This is a genomic window from Anabaena subtropica FACHB-260 (genome assembly GCF_014697105.1).
GTDB lineage: Bacteria > Cyanobacteriota > Cyanobacteriia > Cyanobacteriales > Nostocaceae > Trichormus > Trichormus subtropicus.
In genome coordinates this window covers 1-19,856 of record NZ_JACJRF010000010.1, presented here as the reverse complement: position 1 = coordinate 19,856, position 19,856 = coordinate 1, and the positions used below count along the sequence as shown (strand labels likewise).

General features: G+C 42.1%; 19 protein-coding genes. 10 read left to right on the top strand and 9 right to left on the bottom strand.

Features of this window, described 5'->3' with window-relative positions; all coding sequences use genetic code 11:
• Positions 1–14 precede the first annotated feature (14 nt).
• From H6G18_RS08085 to aroC, 5 genes are all read right to left on the bottom strand, one after another.
• On the bottom strand, positions 15–2,144 hold the full coding sequence (locus H6G18_RS08085) for a cation:proton antiporter domain-containing protein (protein ID WP_390824743.1): 2,130 nt from the start codon (positions 2,142–2,144) through the stop codon (positions 15–17).
• Between the two features lie 89 nt (positions 2,145–2,233).
• On the bottom strand, positions 2,234–3,133 hold the full coding sequence (locus tag H6G18_RS08080; RefSeq protein WP_190406579.1) for an MBL fold metallo-hydrolase: 900 nt from the start codon (positions 3,131–3,133) through the stop codon (positions 2,234–2,236).
• An 11-nt stretch (positions 3,134–3,144) separates the two neighbouring features.
• Positions 3,145–3,528, bottom strand: coding sequence for an aspartate 1-decarboxylase (gene panD, locus H6G18_RS08075; RefSeq protein ID WP_190406578.1), 384 nt, complete (start codon positions 3,526–3,528; stop codon positions 3,145–3,147).
• A 134-nt stretch (positions 3,529–3,662) separates the two neighbouring features.
• Positions 3,663–4,172, bottom strand: coding sequence for an inorganic diphosphatase (locus H6G18_RS08070; protein WP_190406577.1), 510 nt, complete (start codon positions 4,170–4,172; stop codon positions 3,663–3,665).
• Between the two features lie 123 nt (positions 4,173–4,295).
• Entirely contained in the window at positions 4,296–5,384 is a 1,089-nt protein-coding gene (gene aroC, locus H6G18_RS08065) for a chorismate synthase (RefSeq protein WP_190406576.1), read from the bottom strand.
• A 304-nt stretch (positions 5,385–5,688) separates the two neighbouring features.
• Here aroC and H6G18_RS08060 point away from each other — a divergent pair, with 304 nt between their 5' ends.
• Both H6G18_RS08060 and grxD read left to right on the top strand, forming a co-directional pair.
• Entirely contained in the window at positions 5,689–5,931 is a 243-nt protein-coding gene (locus H6G18_RS08060; RefSeq protein ID WP_190406575.1) for a BolA family protein, read from the top strand.
• A gap of 64 nt (positions 5,932–5,995) precedes the next feature.
• The gene (grxD, locus tag H6G18_RS08055) at positions 5,996–6,319 is read left to right on the top strand and encodes a Grx4 family monothiol glutaredoxin (protein ID WP_190406684.1); all 324 of its coding nucleotides are present in this window, start codon (positions 5,996–5,998) and stop codon (positions 6,317–6,319) included.
• Between the two features lie 59 nt (positions 6,320–6,378).
• On the opposite strand, the gene H6G18_RS08050 is transcribed toward grxD, so the two are convergent.
• From H6G18_RS08050 to H6G18_RS08040, 3 genes are all read right to left on the bottom strand, one after another.
• Positions 6,379–6,882, bottom strand: a complete 504-nt coding sequence (locus H6G18_RS08050; RefSeq protein ID WP_190406574.1) for a MogA/MoaB family molybdenum cofactor biosynthesis protein — start codon at positions 6,880–6,882, stop codon at positions 6,379–6,381.
• 154 nt (positions 6,883–7,036) lie between these two features.
• On the bottom strand, positions 7,037–7,372 hold the full coding sequence (gene psb28, locus H6G18_RS08045; RefSeq protein WP_190406573.1) for a photosystem II reaction center protein Psb28: 336 nt from the start codon (positions 7,370–7,372) through the stop codon (positions 7,037–7,039).
• A 186-nt stretch (positions 7,373–7,558) separates the two neighbouring features.
• Positions 7,559–10,690: an MFS transporter gene (locus H6G18_RS08040; RefSeq protein ID WP_190406572.1), complete on the bottom strand. Its 3,132-nt coding sequence runs from the start codon at positions 10,688–10,690 to the stop codon at positions 7,559–7,561.
• Positions 10,691–11,140: 450 nt separating this feature from the next.
• Between H6G18_RS08040 and H6G18_RS08035 the strand changes: the two genes are divergently transcribed.
• The 4 genes from H6G18_RS08035 (at position 11,141) to H6G18_RS08020 (ending at position 14,252) form a co-directional block, all read left to right on the top strand.
• Positions 11,141–12,442, top strand: coding sequence for a general stress protein (locus tag H6G18_RS08035; RefSeq protein WP_190406571.1), 1,302 nt, complete (start codon positions 11,141–11,143; stop codon positions 12,440–12,442).
• A 91-nt stretch (positions 12,443–12,533) separates the two neighbouring features.
• Complete coding sequence (locus H6G18_RS08030; RefSeq protein WP_190406570.1) at positions 12,534–12,995, top strand: BON domain-containing protein; 462 nt, start codon at positions 12,534–12,536, stop codon at positions 12,993–12,995.
• A gap of 194 nt (positions 12,996–13,189) precedes the next feature.
• Positions 13,190–13,621: a CAAD domain-containing protein gene (locus H6G18_RS08025; RefSeq protein WP_190406569.1), complete on the top strand. Its 432-nt coding sequence runs from the start codon at positions 13,190–13,192 to the stop codon at positions 13,619–13,621.
• 223 nt (positions 13,622–13,844) lie between these two features.
• On the top strand, positions 13,845–14,252 hold the full coding sequence (locus H6G18_RS08020) for a hypothetical protein (protein WP_190406568.1): 408 nt from the start codon (positions 13,845–13,847) through the stop codon (positions 14,250–14,252).
• Positions 14,253–14,430: 178 nt separating this feature from the next.
• On the opposite strand, the gene H6G18_RS08015 is transcribed toward H6G18_RS08020, so the two are convergent.
• Positions 14,431–15,222: a hypothetical protein gene (locus H6G18_RS08015; RefSeq protein WP_190406567.1), complete on the bottom strand. Its 792-nt coding sequence runs from the start codon at positions 15,220–15,222 to the stop codon at positions 14,431–14,433.
• Positions 15,223–15,303: 81 nt separating this feature from the next.
• Here H6G18_RS08015 and H6G18_RS08010 point away from each other — a divergent pair, with 81 nt between their 5' ends.
• The 4 genes from H6G18_RS08010 (at position 15,304) to H6G18_RS07995 (ending at position 19,575) form a co-directional block, all read left to right on the top strand.
• Positions 15,304–16,479, top strand: a complete 1,176-nt coding sequence (locus H6G18_RS08010; protein ID WP_190406566.1) for a sigma-70 family RNA polymerase sigma factor — start codon at positions 15,304–15,306, stop codon at positions 16,477–16,479.
• Between the two features lie 126 nt (positions 16,480–16,605).
• Complete coding sequence (locus H6G18_RS08005; RefSeq protein WP_190406565.1) at positions 16,606–17,775, top strand: DUF1822 family protein; 1,170 nt, start codon at positions 16,606–16,608, stop codon at positions 17,773–17,775.
• A gap of 71 nt (positions 17,776–17,846) precedes the next feature.
• On the top strand, positions 17,847–18,314 hold the full coding sequence (locus H6G18_RS08000; RefSeq protein WP_190406564.1) for a DUF4870 domain-containing protein: 468 nt from the start codon (positions 17,847–17,849) through the stop codon (positions 18,312–18,314).
• A 148-nt stretch (positions 18,315–18,462) separates the two neighbouring features.
• Positions 18,463–19,575 carry a Gfo/Idh/MocA family protein gene (locus tag H6G18_RS07995; RefSeq protein ID WP_190406563.1) on the top strand — a complete coding sequence of 371 codons (1,113 nt, stop codon included), beginning with the start codon at positions 18,463–18,465 and terminating at the stop codon, positions 19,573–19,575.
• Positions 19,576–19,856: the final 281 nt, after the last annotated feature.

Genomic DNA, 19,856 nt, shown 5'->3' with positions numbered 1-19,856 from the left:
ACTCCCCTGCCTCTTTATTGGGGAAAGTATGCAATAATCATGGCTACTTTCGGATGATTACGGGCGATCGCTTCTGGTGCGTTGCCAAACAGGGAAAATAGTTGCGTTTTGTTTTCCACAGTCCCATTCAGTAGCAGTAAATCATTGGTTTTGAGTAAGCGCGAAACTTGGCGGACAAAGTTCCCCCGTACTTTTTGAATTGGTGTATCGGCTGGTAGTCCAGTATCACTTATTTCGATTGCTTCTCCCCGCAACGATACTACTTGTAAAAGTTGTAGAGAAGCTTTAAGTTCTGTGGCTAACGCTTTAGCTAATTCGATGCTTTGCCCAAAGGTGCTGACTTGGGCTTGTTGGGTGGTAAAGGCTAAAAATACCCGATTTGTGTGTTGAATGGGTAAGGGGAAGCGAGACACCAAAACAGGTATAAAACTACGCTGGACAATCTTGTCAATTACACCACCAAATAAGTTTTCTTCATAGGTAGAGTAACCCTTCCAACCGCAGATAATCACACTAGCTTGCTTTTCTTCGGCTACGCGGGCAATACCTTTGTCAATGGATTCGTCAATCCGGCCGACTGGTGTGACATTGACAACAGCTGCATGGGCAATCATTTCTGCTGTGGACAGGAGTTGGCTTTGTTTAGCTTTGGCATCTGGGTTAATCGGGGTATTTTCCTCCAGTAAAATGTGGAGTGGGAACAAAGTACCGGCGGCTGACTTAGTCAGGATAATTGCCAACTGGAGTAGGTTATCTTCTGTGTTGGGGTTAGCAACTGGAACTAAAACGCGATCGCCTATACTGCCACCTTGACGTGTTTGGACACTATCCGCTCCTGGCTTGAGATTTCTTCCCCACTTTGCTGTTACCCAAGGAGAAGCAATACAGGTAACTAAAATCATGGCGATCGTGCCATTGACTGTTAATTGGTCTACCAACTCGATCTTATAAGCCACCGTGATTGCTGCCAAAGTTGATGCGGCTTGAGCTACCGACAGCCCAAACATCACCATAATGCCGTTAAATCCTAGCCCAAATAATTTACCGGAACCCCAAGCGGGAATAAATTTGGCAATAATAGCCACAGTTACCATCACACCAGATACTACCAGCGATCGCGGTTCTTGTACCAAAATCAAAGGATTAACCAGCATTCCCACAGAAATTAAAAAGAAAGGTACAAACAGGGTATTGCCGATAAATTGAATCCGGTTCATGAGGGGGCTAAGTTGAGGGATGAGTTGAGTAATAGCAACTCCTGCCAAAAAAGCCCCAATAATTGGCTCAATTTGGACTAGTTCTGCTCCATAAGAAACTACAAACAGGGTAGCCAAGACGAAGGTAAACTCTGCCCCTTCATCATGTCCAAACCTTTGAAAAAACCAGCGCCCGATGCGTGGTACACCCCACAAAGTGAGAAAGGTGTAAATAATTAACGCCGGAATCAGAAATAACCAAAAACTGAGAGTTAAATTACCTTGATGCGCCCTCACTACCACCGCTAACACCAACAATGCCAAAATATTGGTAATTAGCGTCCCTCCGAGAGTTGTAGTCAAGACTTGAGAACGCATGATGCCCAGTTTAGTTGCAATGGGTAGAGCAAGTAGAGTATGGGAGGCGAAACAAGAAGCCACAAGAATCGCAGGCAATAAATCATAGCCAATTGCCATCATGGCTCCAGTACCCAATATCATGGGTACTGCAAAGGTAGCTAGTCCAAAAATGACTGCCTTATCAGCGTTGTATTTCAGGTCATCGAGGCTAGTTTCCAGTCCTGCCATGAACATCAGGAACAACAAACCTATAGTACCTAAAAGCACAATAGTGTTATCTCTTGCCAATAATCCCAACCCGTTAGGGCCGACTATTACCCCTGCTAAAATTAATCCCACAATCCCTGGTAGGCGAATCTTCTCAAATAGCAGGGGAGCAATTAACATAATCCCCAATATCATCAAGAAAACTGGTACTGGGTCTTTAATAGGTGTGGAAAATATGGAAGCAACTAAATAATTACTTACACCTTGCCAAGAACTGGTGATGGGTAACGCTCCACCGTAGGCGATGGCGTTCCGCCCAGCGTAGCTGATCGCATCTAATATCATGGATGTTTGTATAGCACTATATTTGCATTCATTCAAATACTAGTACCTTCTCAAAACTCTAATAGAATTGGCACTATTCGTAGATATATATTTTTAACCTCCGGTGCAATTAACCAGGAAACGGCTTAAACAATAGGTAGCACCAAACCTTCGCAAGCTAGTAAGGCGTTAGAAAAGGTTGACTGAACTTCGTTTTCCACCTGATCAAGAAAATCATCATGATCGTCTGGGTGATGGTGGGAGATAATTAACTTCTGTACTCCTGCCTTCTGAGCCATTTCTACAGCAGCTTGCCAAAGTAAATCAGCCGATTCATGATCGTGAGATGTGGGGGGTCTATAAGTGGCGTTAGCAATTAGCAAATCAACATCTTGAATAATTTGCAAAATTTGTTCTCGTTCCCCTTGTTCAGCATTCATATTTAGATCTGTGACGTAGGCAACACTATATTCTTGCCATGTGACGCGATAGCCGATTGAACGCTGAGTTTGATTAATTAATGCTGTTGTAATAGTGACATCATCTAGCCTAACTTCACTATTAGGCGTTAGATGGTAGAATTGCAATTCCGACTGCATCAACTGTAGGGGATAAGGAAAATGTGGTTGGAGCATCTGATCATAAAGGCATTGTTTAATTGAAGCTCCATTAGACGCAGCAGCACCATAAATGTGAAAGCAATTCTCGGCAATAAATGCCGGAGCAAAAAAAGGAAACCCTTGGATGCGATTCGATTGAGAATTGGTAAAAAATAAGTGGGCTTCTAGCGGCTGTTGTAAGTGCTGCCAAGCTTTACCCAATATTCGTAAACCCGTACCACCATCAAAAATTAGGCGTTTACCAGCTACCTGCATTTCTACACAAGCAGTATTACCACCATAACGGCGAGTATTGCTGCTTGGGGTGGGAATTAATCCCCTCACACCCCAGAACTGCACGAGAAATTTACCAGCAAGGCTACTTAGGTTAGCAGTAGACTCATCATTTAGGTAGCTTTGGGAACCTGACAGCTCAAGATTTGTCATTTTCTTTGAATTTAGACCTTACTGAGCAGGTCATCGTAGCGCCGCACTTCCAAAGGTTGGTTTTTTTCGTCTACAATGACTACCGTTGGAGTGTAACTTTTTAACTCTTCCGGTGTAAACTGCCCGTAAGTCATTATAATCACGCGATCGCCTATAATGCCTAGACGGGCGGCAGCCCCATTTAGTTCAATAATTCCTGAATGCGCTGGAGCCGGGATCGCATAAGTAATAAACCGTTGACCATTAGCATTATTGACTACTTGCACTTGCTCGTAAGGCAAGATACCAGCTTTGTCTAATAAGATTTGGTCGATGCTGATACTACCCACATAATTGATGTTTGCCCCAGTGAGGGTACAATTATGAATTTTTGCCAAAAGGAGGGTACGTTGCATTTGGTTAGAATTTCTCCAGCAATTGTTGCATTTAGTCCATGATAAACGGGCAGTGGAAAGCAGGGGGGAGCAGGGGAGCAGGGGAAGAAATGCTTACTCAGCACTCATCACTACTCCCTTGCCTCCGCCTACTATCACTTGTAAGCTCTAATAGATTTATCTACTAAGGCTTTTACTTGATCAACATCTTGCCAACCGAGAATTTCCGTGACTTTTTTTTCTAAATTTTTGTAACTACGGAAAAATTCGGCTATTTCATCCAAGCGGTGTGGTGCTACATCGTTCAAGGATTTTACATGAGTGTAGCGTGGATCTTTATCGGGGACTGCGAGAATTTTCTCGTCGCGATCGCCACCGTCAATCATTTCCAAAAAACCAATTGGTCTGGCTGGGATGACACAACCAGGGAAGGTAGGCTCATCGATGATTACCATGCCATCTAGGGGATCACCATCATCAGCTAGAGTATTGGGTACAAAACCATAATCGTAAGGGTACTTGACCGAAGAATACAGTACTCGGTCTAGAGCAAAGGCTTCCAGGTCTTTATCAAATTCGTATTTATTTTGACTACCACCGGCAATTTCAATCAAAATATTGATGACACCGGGTTTGGGTTGTGCTGGAATACGGGATAAGTCCACAAAAAACTCCTGTTCTAGCTAAAAGTGCATTGGGGACATACTCCCCGTGTAGCATTTTATGGCCAAGATGGACTTCTTCCCAAAGTATTTATCGCACTGGTGTGTCAGTTGTCAGTTGTCACTCTATAAGATTTCACACTGACCATGATGACGTAACAAATGATCGCACAATACCAAAGCTACCATTGCTTCCACCATCGGCACTGCGCGGGGTAAAACGCAGGGATCATGTCTCCCTTTGGCGGCTAAGAGGGTTTCTTCGCCTTCACGAGTGACGGTCTTCTGCTCTTTTCTAATTGTGGCTGTGGGTTTAAAAGCAACTCGTAAAATAATATTCTCGCCGTTGGCAATGCCGCCTTGAATCCCCCCAGAACGGTTAGTTACGGTGCGGATTTCACCGTTTTCATCGGTATAATATTCATCATTATGCTCAAATCCTGTCAACAGAGTGCCGGCGAAGCCTGAGCCAATTTCAAACCCTTTACTAGCAGGGAGAGACATGACAGCTTTGGCAATATCTGCTTCCAATTTATCGAATACTGGCTCACCTAAGCCCTTGGGTACATTCCGCGCCACGCATTCCACTACACCGCCGATAGAATCGCCTTGTCTACCAGTTTGTTCGATTAATTCAATCATGCGCTCTGCCAATTCCCCATCGGGACAGCGAACAATGTTGCTTTCCACTTGGTCTAGGGTGACAGTATCGGGGTCTACAACACCTTCTAGATCCTTAATGCGTTTAACATAGCCAATAACCTCTACATTAGCAACTTGACGGAGGATTTTTTTAGCGATCGCACCTGCGGCTACTCTACCAATTGTTTCCCGCGCTGAGGATCTACCACCACCTTGCCAATTACGAATCCCGTATTTGGCATCATAAGTGGCATCAGCATGGGAAGGGCGATACTTTTGCGCCATCTCATCGTAATCTTGGGGACGAGTATCTTTGTTTCGTACCAAAATCGATATTGGTGTTCCCAAGGTCTTACCCTCAAACACACCAGACAAAATCTCGCAGGTGTCGGCTTCTTTGCGAGGTGTTGTAATCTTACTCTGTCCTGGTCGTCTTCTATCTAACTCCAATTGAATTTCCTCAGCAGAAATTTCTAGTCGTGGCGGACAACCATCAATCACAACCCCCACACCTCCGCCGTGTGATTCGCCAAAAGTAGTGATCCGAAACAGATGCCCAAAAGTATTGCCCATGATGTTGAGGAAAAAGGAAGCGGCTTATGTATTGTACCTAGAGTTTTCGTCAAAAATAATCTTTGTGTTTGTGGTTTTTTTCGTAATATTCAGCAAAAAAGTTCCTTGACACATCAAATTAGATTCTTATATGTCAACTATCGGTTTTAGGAATAGAAAAAAGCAATAACCATGAAAACCTCTATCTTCTAGCCTCTAGCTGCTATTCTTTACTGCCCACTTCCCACTTCCTATTTTTAAATTAGAGGCATCTGCTATATATCTGTTAATAATATAGAAGAAAGTAAGTTTTTCAGGAATTGCGATGATTACTCCGCAGCAGGTTGAGGCAATGATCAAGGCGGAACTGCCCGACGCGCAGGTTCAGGTGCAAGACTTGACCGGTGGCGGCGACCATTATCAGGTGACAGTAGTCTCATCGCAGTTTGCAGGTAAGAGACTTGTGCAACAGCACCAGTTAGTTTATGGTGCATTGCAGCAAGCTATGTCAACTGAAGCCATCCACGCCTTAGCATTGAAAACATACACTCCCGAAACTAGTCAATAGTCCAAGGTAATGACTAATGACTAATGACCAATGATTCATGACAAAACTAGGACAGATAAAAGCCATGACACCAGATACCAAAGAGAAGATAGATAATTTAATCACACAAAATAAAATTATGGTTTTTATGAAGGGAACCAAATTGATGCCTCAGTGTGGTTTTTCTAATAATGTTGTGCAGATTCTCAATACTTTAGGTGTTCCCTTTGAGACTGTAGATGTTTTAAGTGACCAGGAAATTCGTCAGGGTATTAAAGAATATTCTAACTGGCCGACAATTCCCCAAGTTTATGTGAATGGTGAGTTCGTCGGTGGTTCAGATATTCTGATTGAACTTTACCAAAAAGGTGAGTTACAGCAATTGGTGGAAGTTGCTTTAGCTTCGTAATTTTCTTGAGCAACCGGGGACTGGGTACGGAATACTTCTCAAGACTCAATACCCAGTCCCTATTTACGCATTTGGCTGACCAGGTGAGTGAGTTCTGGTATGATGAGTTTTTCCATGCCTAAACGTACAGCATTGGTGGAACCAGGAAGAGAGAAGATTAATTTATTTTGATATACGCCTGCAACTGCACGAGAAGCGATCGCCCGTGAACCGATTTCTTGATAACTTAAATATCTAAATATTTCCCCAAATCCAGTTAGGGTTTTTTCTAGCAATTTTTCAATAGCATCATAAGTAGTATCCCTGGATGCAATACCTGTACCACCATTAAAAATCACAGCATCCAAGTTAGCTTGTTTGCTCAATAATGTTATCTGTGCCTGGATTTGTGTTGGTTCATCGTGAATAATTACGTATGCTAATACAGTATGATTTGCATCAATTAGCATTTGTTGGATGAGATTACCACTTTTATCAGTCTCTGGGGTGCGTGTATCGCTAACGGTGACAACAGCACAATTTATTGTTATTCCCAGTGCATCTGGATGGGGTTGTTGCGTCATGATGTAGGGAGAAATTATGAGTCAAGAGTCAATAGTCCATAGTCCAAATCTCACTTAACTAATGACTAAAGTCCATAGTCAAAAGTCCATAGTCTGATCATCTCTTAGTTGTTGACTAATGACTGTTGACTAATGACTAATGACCAATAACTCTCTAAGATTTACTAAATCCCAAATCGTTTTCTTGAGCGTAACGTTCCATAAATCGGATGAAACGCTCCCATTCTTCGGCTGATTTCATTATGTAAATAGCTTCTAGTCCTTCAGGTCTACCGTTGACAAATTTACCCTTAACCTCACGGGTGACGATTTCTCCCTCTTCGTCAATTAAATACATCCCGGTAATATCTTCAGTAGTACCTTGGTCTAAAATTTTAGGATTTGTAAAAATAAATGTTGCTGTTCCACTGTCACCCGTGCGCGATCGCGTTAAACGCACTTCTGGAATTACTTCTTCGTCGAGTCCTCTAGAAAACTGGATTTTTGCCATGATATATGAATTTAAAGTTTTGTGATGGTTAGTTTAATATTCTCTCATCATTTAGAACTCAGTAGACCGCTATCACCGGAATTCAAAAATGAGAAACACATACAAAACTTAGAGAGATGGGATAAAGTATCCACCCAAAAGGAATGGGTAAGTAGAAATATTACCCATTACCCATTACCAAAAATGTTATACGCCTGTGACAGCTATTGCACCAGCTACAGCACTAGCGACGAGAGAAGATAAAGCCGCGCCAAATAGCCACCAAGCAGCGCTAGCGACGGTTTTTCTGGTTTCTTCTACTTGTTTTCTAGCTTGTTGTCTGACGGCTTTGATACGTCTTTGTGCTTCTTGTTGGATACGTCCGGCGCGTTGTAGCACGCTATCCCGTGCAGCTTCGATTTGGTCGATGATGCGGTTGACATCTTCACGGGAAATATCTTCACGAGAACTGAGGATAGCAACTAGGGTATCACGGTCAAATTGACTGAGGCGATCGCGTAACGCCTCAAATCCAGTTTGGGGGTCATCAAACAATTTAGCAAAGTCTTGACGGATACCTTCATAGTTGAGTTCTGGACGATCCAGGGAGTTGAGATAGTGGCGAATCCTATCAAATACTTGGTCAATTGTTGACTGTAGTTTATGCTGAATCTGCTGTACTTGCTCGGCAATATTACTGCGAACAGACTCGATTTGGTCAGCGATGCGGTTGGCTTCTTCTGCTGATATATCTTCCCGTTGGGATAGTAAAGCCACAATTGTTGAACGGTCGAATTGAGAAATGCGATCGCCTAAACTACCAATTCCCAACCGTGGATCTCGCAATAGTAATTGTAAATCGCGTTTGATCCCTTCTGGATTCAGTTCCTCTTTATTGGTTTGACGCAGATAATCTTCTAGACTAGCTTCAAAATCTGCAACCCTTTGAGTAGTACGTTTAGCTAAACGGCGGGGCGCTTTGATAATATCGCCAATAGCGTTTTGTACTTGGTCAATAATTTGATTAACTTGGTCTTCGCTCAGGTTTTGCTGTTGGCTAACAATTCTGACTAAGGTTTCTTTGTCAACTTGTGACAACCGATGTCTTAAAGCCACAGTACCCTCTTTGGGGTCACTGAGTAAAGTTTCCAAATCTTTCCTAATACCTTCAGGGTTGAGTTCTTCTAGGTTAGTGTTACGGAGATAGTCTGCAATGGCTTTTGTCGTTTTTTCGTATTGTTCTTTGGCTCGATCTACCACTGCTTGCGGTGCTTGTAATACACTATCTCTAACTGCTCCTACCTGATCGATGATTTGGTTAATTTGGTCTTCGCTTAAGTCTTGACGCTGATTGAGTAACTGCACTAAGGTATCACGGTCAAAGTGAGATAAGCGCGAGCTTAAGAGGCTGATTCCGACTTCAGGATCTTCTAACAATACCCGCAAATCTCGTTTGATTGTATCAGGATTCAACTCTTCTTTCTTGGTATTACGCAGATATTCTTCTACCCTTTGCCATAATTCATTGGCTTTAGCCGTTGCTTTTTCTTGGGTTTCTCTGGCTTGATTTAAGAAGTTATCACGGATGCTTTCCAGTTGACTAACCAGATTATTAGCCTCTTCTTCACTGAAGTCTTGACGTTGCAAAAGCACCTGTACAAAGGCTTCCCGGTCAAATCCTTGTAAGCGAGTGCTTAAGTCTGCAAATTCTTGGTCTGCTTCTGTTAACAGATTTCCAAAATCTCGGTTAATTGCATCAGGATTCAGTTCTGGTTTACCAGTAGCACGGAGATAATTTTCGATGCGACTGCGGATTTCCTGGCCTTTTTCAACTTTCTCCGACTGCTGCACTGTTTCTAAAACTTGCTGACGAATGCTCTCCATTTCTTGAGCAATCTCTTTCACCTTACCTTCACTGAGGTCGCCTCGTTGTGTCAGCAAATTAGCAAAATCATCTGGGTTGAGTTGTTCAATTTGCTGGCGGACATTTGTAGGATCTGCCTGTGGGTCGTAGATGACATCTGAAAATTCATTTCTAATGGTGATGCGGTTGAAATGCCAAGGAAAAGAATTGCGGATGTAATCTTCTACATCTGTTTTGATAGTGTTATCGCTTGGAGGTGAGAATCTGTGACTAATTTGCTCAGTAGTTTTCTCTCTAATTTGTTGCAATTGCTTAGTAATTCTCTCAACATCAATATCTTGAACTTTGTTTCTCAACTGTTGTAGTTGATTGGTAATTCTGTCTACATCGATGTCAGAAATATCTACTCTGTCTAATACGGCTGGTACGGCTGCACTTAAGCCATATTTAACCGCTTTCTGCATTACTCCATTTCTACCGTTACCGTTTTTTCTAGATGTAACTAGTTGTTGCAAACGTTCACCCAAGTTTTCCGATTTCAACTCTTCTGGGGTAGCAGATTGCAGTAAATTAATTACTTGCTCCGTGGGATTTTTGCGGTTAGAAACTTGTTCCCAGGCTGCTTGTAATTGGTCAGCGATTTGATTGATATTGGCTGGAGATAAATTGGTGCGTTCACTAATTAAATCAAAAAATGTTTGGCGATTCACATTTTGCAATACATCACCATCACCAAAAGACTGCCAATCTACATCACCCAATATTTTGTCAAATTGATTGCGAATTTCATTTAAATTGAGTGTGGGTATTGGTAATGCTGATAAAGAAGATTGGAGGGTATTTTTAATAGTATCTTGATCCAAACCAGCAGTTAATTCGCGCCGGACTGCGGCTGTAATGTCTTCTGCTGTTGATACCATTTGATTTCTGGTAGTCGCAGCACCAATGGCTGTAGTAGCAGTTCCCGTCAAAGCTTGTAAACCAGAACTAACAGTACTGATAATCGAACCGAGCAAGGAACCCACGGCGGAAGAACCCAACCAAATTATTAAAAAGAAGTAGGTAGACCAAATGACTACACCACTAATTGCTCCTAAAAATGCACTTTGGATGAAACTCAGTTTTACTGCTAAGAAACTAGCAGCAAATAAAGCAATACTAGCGGTGATGATTGCCCAACCACCAACTTTAGCTTCTACTTCTCTGACTTGTTCACCAAGACTTTCTGAGTCGTCATCATCACTAGATGAACTTTTTCCATAAGTAGAAATTCCCACAGCGACAGAAAGATTGGTCAATAGTAAATGAAAGGCGATCGCCATCAAAGTACCAGCCAATAAAGCAACTAAGATTTTAGTACCAGAAAAACCCAGAGGAACTGTGGTTGGAGCCAGTACTTCCGGCAATCTATTTGTACGTACTATTCCCAACGATAGCCAGGAACAAATTAAAAAACTTTCCAAACTATGAAACATAGGACTTTTTCTCTTACGCCCGATAGATGACTTTCCCTTTACTCTTATAAAGGGCTTATATTTCAGTCTATTTATTGTTTCCAGAGCCTTACACTTTCTCAGGTAATAATTACATTCATCAAAAGTTGTATTTCTTGATTGTGTAAAAAAAGAAGTATTGTCTTTTAGTAAATAATTAATTCAAATTAAAATTTAATAGATTCGATAATTAACACAATTGATTTTCATATGTGCATAAAATGGTGATAATTCTACACATGATTTGATATATAAATATTGTTATTTTTAGTTTGTAAAACTCATCTATAACTAATGACAGAGTGGAAAATTCAGCCAACAGATTGATGAAAAAGCTTTAGGAATAAGTGATAAATAAAAATGATTACATCAATAATTTTCTAAAGAAGTAATTACCTAATTTTGTCTTTTGTTGTTTAGGAGAAATTAAGCATGGTAGTAGGTGTACATAGACGTGCTGTAGGTGTATTTTCTCATCGCCGAGATGCAGAACAAGCATTGCATGAGTTGAAACAGTCTGGTTTTGCAATGGACAGGGTTTCTGTAATCGCCCAGGATGCAGACCGCAATGAAGAAATTGCCGGTAGTCCAGTACGGGAAAAAGTAGGCGATAAATCTGATGAAGGTGCAGCCATTGGAGCAACTTCAGGTGGTGTTCTAGGTGGTCTAGGCGGCTTGTTAGTTGGTCTTGGTACTCTAGCTATTCCTGGTGTTGGCCCAATCATGCTGGCTGGAGCAACAGCAACTACCTTAGCCACAACTCTTGCTGGCGCTGGTATTGGTGCAGTAGCTGGCGGTTTACTCGGTGGACTAATTGGTTTAGGAATCCCTGAAGAACGAGCCAAAGGCTACGAACAGCGTGTGCGCCGTGGTCACTATTTAGTCATCGTAGATGGTACAGATGCAGAAATCGCTCAAGCGGAAGTAGTTCTACGTCGCCGTGGTATAGAAGATTACGATATTTACGACGCTCCTAGAGACGCATCTGTAACCACAGGCGCAACCACTGCAACTACTGGTGCAACTACTGGTGTGGCTCGTCGGGATGTGGCTCCCTCTGCAACTACACAAAAAACCAGAAGAGCGATCGGTGTATTTCCTCACCGTCGAGATGCAGAAGCCGCATTAACAGAATTGCGGGATGCTGGTTTTTCCATGAATCAAGTATCCCTAATTGCCAAAGATAGCAGTGGAAACAGCACCACTGGAGCAGGTGCTAACCTCGGTAAAGGCAATAAAGCAGACGAAGGAGCCAAAACTGGAGCCGCTACAGGTGGTGCTTTAGGTGGTTTAGGCGGTTTATTAGTCGGTTTAGGCGCTTTAGCAATCCCTGGAGTTGGGCCAGTTATTGCAGGTGGTGCAGCAGCTACCGCCATAGCCACAACCCTAGCAGGTGGCGCTATCGGTGCAGCCGCCGGCGGTATTGTGGGTGGACTCGTGGGTTTGGGAATCCCCGAAGAACGGGCGCGAGTTTATAGCGATCGCTTCCAAAGAGGCGAATACTTGATCATTGTCGATGGTAGAGAAGCGGAAATCCAACACGCTGAAGCCATCCTCAAACGTCGCGGTATTCAAGAATACTCGGTCTTTGATGCCACAGATTTACATGACACCAGCCGCCCAGGTGTTGATCGTACAGTTCAAACTAACTTAGGCGATCGCGTTGCACCTACTGTAAGTGATCATACACAACCAAGCGTCGTGATTGTGGACAACCGCGAAGAAAGAATCTAATCCCATTGAGGACTTAGGGAAGCAATTTACCACGTCTCTCAACAAGTTAAACAAATTCATCCTCTCTACATTGATTCGAGAAATTAAAGAAATGAAAAAGCTAACTCCTTTTTTAATTAGTTGTTTTGTAGTTCTTGGTGCTGCGGCTTGTCAAGATACAGCCAGAACCACTCAGTCTGCACCAGATACTACCCAAGAAAATGTCCAAGTACCTTCCCCAGAAGCGACACAAGCAGCCCAAGAAGATGCTCAAAGTGATGTCCGCAGAAGTCAGTTAGATGCTGACATCCGCGCCCGTGAAGAACGCAATAATCTTACTGGTGGTGATGCACAAAGAGCCGAAGGTGATCTCGCTAGTGAAGTCCGTTCCAAATTAGAGGCGAATATACCCGATGGTGCATTGACAGTAGAAGCCCAAGAGAATGGTACTGTAACTGTCGCCGGAACTGTGAACAACCAAGACCAACTTTCTAAAATTGAACCTTTAGCCAAAGAAATTAAAGGTGTGACAAACGTAGTTGTGAGAGCGATCGTTGCTCCCCCAAACAGCTAAACCTGACTAAAGGTAAATCCTTAATATTTCATCCTTGTATCAGTAGTTAGATATACTAACTACTGAGCAATTTCATTGACAATTGACAACGTAAATGTTTATGTTTATTTACGTCTAGTACTGGTATGGTAAAGTCAAGCTACCCTGTGCTGTACTAGTTATAAAGCTGTTGTAATTACCAGAATATAAAAACTATGGAAACCGAACAAAAGCAACCGGAATCCTTAAATACCGATGTATCTCAGGGGACGATCGCACTACCTAGTGCAGGAAATACCAATCTACCGAAGCTACCACCAGCTACAACAACTCCTCAGTGGCAACAAATTACTCAACAAGTTACTGATTTTCTGGCAGAACTTCCCGAATATTTAGGTAGTTTTTATCAACAGTACAGCCGGACTATTCTGACCGTTTTGTTAATCTTAGCGGCGATCGTCACCTTAAAAGTAGTACTGGCTTTATTAGGTGCCATCAATGATATCCCTTTGCTATCATCGCTTTTTGAGTTGATTGGCATTAGTTACTCAACATGGTTTACTTTCCGTTATCTCATAAAAGCCTCAACTCGCCAAGAATTAAATGGAGAAATTAGGACACTAAAAACACAACTTTTTGGTAAATAAATTTCCCAGATAGAGGCATCCTCAGTCATTAAGAATAAATAATATCCCCACCTTATTAAAGAAGTTGGGGATTTTGGTTTATATTACTTTATGTATATCTAAAGAAAGAGCATCATCTCACAATTTGCCCTTAATTCACTTCTAAAGATAGTAGATTTATCATCGTTAAAAATCATAATCTAGTTCTCGAAGTTTTAACAGAGTTTTTAATGAGGACAGATTTATGACTAATGAACCAGTTAAAAGAACAACCGATTCATCCGAAAGAGTACAAAGTGATACATACGATAGAGGAATCGTACCTGCCGAAACTGCTGCCCGCAAAGAAAGAGAAGGAGATTTATATAAAACACTTCCTACAGAAGCAAGAGAAGCAGATGCAGCTACCGATGACCAAACAAATAAAGACAGTATTCACACCACAGATGGTTATACAGTAGATAAAGAAGGTTTATTGAATAACTATGCAGTTGAACCAGAAATGTACTACGAAGTACCAGGTGATGCGAGACAAGAAACAGAACAAGATACTGCATCACGGGTTCAAGAATTGGGAGAAATTAACGAAGATAAAGAAGGTGAGTTAACCGAGAAAGGTGACAGTCGTGGTAGAGGCCCAGGATTAATTTAGATCACAATTGCCAATTTTCTTTTCTTCGGAGCAACACCATGATAAAAACCCGGTTTATTTGATAAACTGGGTTTTATGTTGAGCTTAATAATATCAATTTTCTCAAATTTAGCTACAGATTCAAATTCATAAACCCTTGTAAAATCTGGCTTTATTAATTTTGAATTTTGAATTGATATTATCGCCACTTTTCACTCCAAGCACCTGTAACATCAAAACCACCAGTAACAGGTGTCAACTTCAATGAACCCCAACCGAAAGTATTACAAATGGGGCCGAAACCAGTACCACAAATATCACCAGCACCATAACCATTAACACCACGGGTTCCTATATGGGAATAAGTCGTACCTCCCCAATTACCACTACCAAACCAAGTGGTATTTCTCATTCCGACACGCAGCACACAACGTAAGCCTTCACCTCTACGGCTACCTGCAAAGTCAGAAACTTTATATTCATCAAAATACTTACCACAAGTTTTTGGTCTGGGTAAAGATCGATGATTGGTGCTATTAACTAATTGCCATTCTTCATTCCACGCACCAGTAACGCGAATCCTGGAACTCCCGATAATTTGTATCTGTAAATTTCCTGGGAAGTTGTTGTTAATGTCTTCACCGTTACCGTGGATATCAGAAGCGAAACCAACTAGACTAGAACCTCGGTAAATAGCTTGTCCAGCGTGGCGATAGGTTGCACCACTCCAGTTACCTTCACCGTACCAGGCTAATATGGGAACCGATGTTCCGGGTTTACCTTGGCTCAATTTGACGCAACGGATACCAGAACCTTTACGGTTATCTAACGGTTTGACAATGTAAGTACGCAGGTGTGGCCCGCAACTAAAGTTTGGGGCTTGAACTAATCGTAAGTTTTGTACTATGGGTACTTGGGCAAAAACGCTAGTTGCAGTAGTCAGGGCTACTATTGTACTTAGTGTTAAAGATTTAATTCCTAGTGGAAGCATAATCCTTGTTCCTTGTAGTAAAGTTTGTGCAGGTGTTATTGAACGCCTGTACTTTTTCTCTAGGTCGGCCTCTAGTTTTTTATGCAACCTCGGCAAAGCATCATTGAAATTTTTTCAACTTTTGTGCAATTCGATGCCGATCGCTTCAGTTGTTGGGCGACGGAATCACGATTGCGTCGCAGTATCCAACGTTGTCTCAATCACACACCAAAGGAAACTTCGGAACATTTCTGGGCTTTGTATTGGTATAAGTTTTTGCAGGTTTCTGAAACCCAAACTCTAGCGAAGCAACATCTCACTGCTTATTTGCAAGAACCTTGTTATTGGATATCCCAAAAAACAGCCGCTAGCTTTGTGAGTACGCAATACAGGCTATCTGATTGTTTTCAAGTAGCGATATCGCAAGTTGATAGAGTCCTGAAAAGCTTTAATCCCAGTCAAACTAGTACTCTGAAAAACTACGCCAGCATTATTTTTGGTAGTGCAATCCGCGAAACTCTCCGCCAACGTCAAGAAGTCGATATCTGTACTGATTGGGGTCTATTACGCAAAATCAGCCAAAAGCGGTTGGATGAGTCGTTACAAAATGCTGGTTTGTCCTCAACAGAGATTCCTGCTTATATCCTCGCTTGGAATTGTTTTAAAACCTTATATGTCCCCACAAAAGCTGCTAACTCTCGCCAACTATCTCGACCGGATGACGCAACTTGGGAGGCGATCGCCAAAGCTCACAATTCCCAAAGCAACCAACCAACCAACCCCCAAACTATCGAAAAGTGGTTAGTAAATACGGCGAAAGCTGTCCGTAAGTATCTTTATCCCACACCTGACTCGCTCAATGTCTCCAAAGGTGCAGATGATTCATTTGAGTTGCTAGATAATCTCCCAGGGACAGAACAGCCATCTCTCATTCAAGAAATTATTGCCCAAGAAGAAGAACAAGCCAGAACTTCTCAACAAGCAGAAATTCATCAGGTTTTAGTTGGGGCGATCGCTCGACTCGAAACGCAACTACAACAGATTCTACATCTGTACTACCAACAAAAACTCAATCAAGATGGCATTGCTCAACAATTAGACATCAAGCAATACACTGTTTCTCGAAGACTAACCAAAGCTAAGGAAACTTTACTGCGGTCTGTAGCGAGCTGGAGTCAAGACACACTGCATATTTCCCTGACTTCAGACATACTTAAATCTATGAGTACATTAATAGAAGACTGGTTACAGAATTACTACAATGACTCTAATACATAAAAAATGCTAAAACAGTCGGAAATTCACTATTAATTAAGAATTGGAGATTTTCACGTCTGTTCGGGACACAGCAATTTTTTCCAACTTCCCCCAAACCCAGCCAAAGAGATCACCGGAGTAAACCCTATGACTGCGAACCCCACTGTATTCACTTTTGCTGACTCGACAGACCTAATTTTAGAAATCCCTTCCGCCACATCAGCAAATCTTGATAGTCAGTTATTTTCTCATCCTTATTCGCGTTATCAAGCTTATCTCAACGAACTTTGCCTGGGTGCAGTCTTACCTTGGTTACAGGAAGACTTTTCTACCCAGTCAAAAGTTTGGCCATCCACCGCGACTCTAGCCAGCCTTTGGGAACTTGTGAATGGCACCGCAGTCACAGTTGACGCAACTCGATTTATTTTAGTTCCCAGTGAAAATATTGATAACAGCGAATTCCGAGTACCACAAGAATGGGTAGATTTACCAACCTGGGCTGGAGATTATTATTTAGCTGTGCAAGTGGAAACAGATGGGGGCTATGTAAAGGTTTGGGGTTACTGTACTCACGCACAACTAAAAACTCAAGGTAAATATGATCCAAGCGATCGCTCTTATTCTTTAGATGGGAGTGATATCATCAGCGATATGAGTGTGTTAGCTGTAGCGCGGGATTTATGCCCTGATGAAGTTACACGGACTGCCATAACACCATTACCCACACTACCCCAAGAACAAGCCCAAAATTTAATCACCCGGTTAAGTAATCCAGAAATCATTAATCCCCGGTTAGCCATCCCTTTTCAGTTATGGGGTGGACTGATGGAACATGGCGGCTGGCGACAAAGTTTGTCTGAACGCCGCGTAGGATTACCAGAACAAAGATCAGTGCTGCAATGGTTGCAAAGCGGTGTGTCTCAAGTCGCTGAGACTATGGGTTGGGGACGGTTGAATTTACAATTAAGTGCGGCTGGGGCTAGGAGTATAGAAGATAGACAACCAGGTGTTACCCTATCTCGTAGATTGACAATAGCTGGTCAACTATACGAACTGTTGATTACACCACAAGGCGAACCAGAGACACCTTATTGGCGCTTTGAGTTGCGGAATGCAAATGTAGGTGCGGCTATTCCTGGTGGCTTTAAACTGCGACTCTTGACAGAAGACTTACAGCCATTTCCCAATAATGAGGATATTGCCACAAACGCCGTAGAACAACTCTACGTTGAAGTTTCCCTAGAGGCTGGAGAGGGTATAGTTTGGGAAATCGAACCCCTTCCGGAAAATTATGACCGAGAAATTCTTAAATTCTAAGCTGTTGTTGAGCTTTTTTTCTTGATAATGTGGATAAGCATTCATTCTCAATCCACATGAGATAATCAGCCATGAGAGTAAAACACAACAAACAAATGCGAGTCTGGGCGATGTTGTGTCATTTCTCAGCTTTACTAGCATGGTTACTTTTATTTTTTTTAGTCTTTCTGGGCATTCCTTTATTTTTACCCTTAAATATCTTAGTCCCATTCCTAGTTTGGAAATTCAGAAAAGTCAAATACCCCTGGGTGGATTTTCAAGGTAGAGAATCTTTAAATTTTCAAATTTCTCTAACGTTTTATATTGTATTTGTCATAGCTATATCTTTGTTATTAGTTCTAGCTAGTTGCAGTGTTGCAGTAACTACTAATGGTGAAATAAATCAAGTTAGTACAGTTTTAGACACCTTACTATTTATTTGGATGTATTTTACTGTAGCGCTAATTTTATTACAATTATTTCTAGTAACTTTTGCTGCTACAAAAGCTTACAATGGTGAACATTATCGCTATCCTTTCACAATGCGAGTTTTGCGGTAGTAGCTGGTGGAAAATTTGGGATTTTCGATTAGGAACAGAGCAAAGTGACATTATCTATTCAGCCAACCTCAGTAACTAATCTGGAAGAATCTAAATCATTTACTACCTCAGCTATTGAAAAAAGAATCATTTTGAATACATAAAGTTTATGGTTTCTGGATTACAAGCAAATCAGGGTAAAATTGGCGTGGCTATTGTCGGAACTGGCTTTGGTCAAAAGGTACATATCCCTGCCTTTCAAGCCCATCATCGTACCGAAATAGTTGCTATTTATCACCGCGATATTGATAAAGCTAAAGCAATTGCCGAAGCAAATAACATTCCCCATGCCTGTGACAGCATAGCTGATATTGTAGCTTTACCAGAAGTGCAAGCAGTCAGCATTGCTACACCGCCATTTCTGCACTATGAAATGGCAAAAACAGTACTACAAGCAGGTAAACATTTACTATTAGAAAAGCCTGTCACCTTAAATGTAGCTGAAGCCCAAGAACTATATCAATTAGCACAAAGGCAAGGTGTAATTGCCATTGTAGATTTTGAGTTCCGTTTTGTCCCTGGGTGGCAGTTATTTGCAGAACTTTTATCATCAGGTTATGCAGGCAATCCCCGCCTGATTAGAATTGATTGGTTGGGTTCCTCTCGTGCAGACACTTCTCGCCCTTGGAATTGGTATTCTTCTCAAGAAAAGGGTGGTGGTGCGTTAGGTTCGTTAGGTTCCCACGCCTTTGATTATATTCATTGGCTATTTGGGCCAGTCCGCAGATTAAATGCACATTTGACTACAGCAATTCCTGAACGGGTTGACTCTACTAGCGGTAAATTAAAACCAGTAGAGACAGATGATACTTGTATGCTGTCACTGGAATTAGCAAATGGCACACCTTGCCAAGTAACTATCAGTGCTGTGGTTCATGCTTCAAGGACACACTGGGTAGAAGTGTATGGCGATCGCGGTACTCTAGTTCTTGGTAGTGACAATCAAAAAGACTACATTCACGGTTTTCGCGTTTGGGGTTCCCATCCCGGCGAACCTCTCACAGAAATAGAAATTCCCCAGCGATTATTATTCCCACAAGATTACAGCGACGGACGCATCTGTGCTTTTTTGCGTGTAGTAGACCAATGGGTACAAGGAATTGATCAGCAAAAGCAAATAGTACCATCCTTAAAAGAAGGCATTTATTCTCAGTTGCTAATGGATTTATCTCATCAATCTCACACAACTGGTAACTGGGTAGATGTACCAAATTTAGCTTAAACAGCAAGGGAGGAGCGCGCAGGAAGCATTTCCCCTGCCCCAATACGGTTCGGATAAGCAGGGGGTGCAGGGGAGGCAGGGGAGGGAAGAGAGTTATTATTAAGCAATTTCTCTTCCCCTGCTTCTATTCTCCCCCTGCACCCCCTGCTCGCCTCAACAGATAACTCTGTTAACCAATACCTTTGCCAAATTACGAGGGTTCAACGCCCGTAGAAACGGGATGAATACGTCCTAAAGAAGTAAGCTTGGCAAAAATCTGGTTTAATAAAATAGGCTCAGGA